Source organism: Mesorhizobium sp. M7A.F.Ca.US.006.04.2.1, from assembly GCF_004022915.1.
Taxonomy (GTDB): domain Bacteria; phylum Pseudomonadota; class Alphaproteobacteria; order Rhizobiales; family Rhizobiaceae; genus Mesorhizobium; species Mesorhizobium ciceri.
In genome coordinates, this window is the sequence record NZ_RZQA01001378.1 from 1 (window position 1) to 950 (window position 950).

The window sequence follows — 950 nt, forward strand, 5'->3', positions numbered from 1 at the left end:
GCCCTGATGATTTCGGGTTCGACGCGCGCGTCCTGCCGCCTTGCTGCATGGCAAGACAGGCCGCGTTGAGGTCGGGAAACAGCCCGGCCGCGGTGGCGGCGATCATGCCGGTGCCGAGCAGCACCGCCTCGTCGGCCAGCGGCTCGATCACCGTGCAGCCGGTGGCGTCGGCATAGAGCTCCATCAACAGCGGGTTCTTGGTGTGGCCGCCGGTGACATGCAGCGTATCGATCAGATAGCCGTTCTCGTTCAGCGCCTCCAGCACGTGGCGCACGCCGAGCGCGATGCCGACGGCGGTGCGCCAGTAGAGCTTGCACAGGCTGTCGAAGGAGGAGTCCAGCGTCAGCCCGCTGACGACGCCGACGGCATGCGGATCGGCGAGCGGTGAGCGGTTACCATGAAAATCGGGCAGCACATGCAGCCGCGCGGCAAGGTTGTCGCCCTCGGTGGCGCGCAGCTCGGTGACACGCCTGGCGATCTTCGCATGCATGGCGGCATCCGGCTCGCCGCCGGCGCCGTGCCAGCGGATGATGTGGTCGAGCAGGGCGCCGGTCGCCGACTGGCCGCCTTCCGACAGCCACAGCCTGGGCAGCGCCGCGCCGTAATAGGGACCCCAGACGCCGGCGAAGGGCTGCGGATCCGGTGACATCGCCATGACGCAGCTCGACGTGCCGGCGATCAGCGCCAAATGCCGGCCGATGTCCTGTTGGTCGCCGGCAAAGCCGCCGAGCACGCCAAGCGCACCGGCATAGGCATCGATGACGCCGGCGCCGACCCGGCATTTCTCGCTCAGCCCAAGCTCGGCCGCTGCCTGGGCGGTCAGTTGGCCAATATAAGCGCCGACCGGACTGGCCTTTTCCGGCAAATTGCCGTGCTCGAAAAGATCGCCGAGGCCGACGAGCGCAAAGAAGTCGCGCCGCCAGCCGGCCTCTTCATGCGCCAGATAGGTC

At 68.2% G+C, this 950-nt stretch carries 1 protein-coding gene; it reads right to left on the minus strand.

Features of this window, described 5'->3' with window-relative positions; all coding sequences use genetic code 11:
* Positions 1-950, minus strand: a 950-nt coding sequence (locus tag EN925_RS37415; protein WP_245487448.1) for an FGGY-family carbohydrate kinase, incomplete at both ends; no start/stop codon positions are given.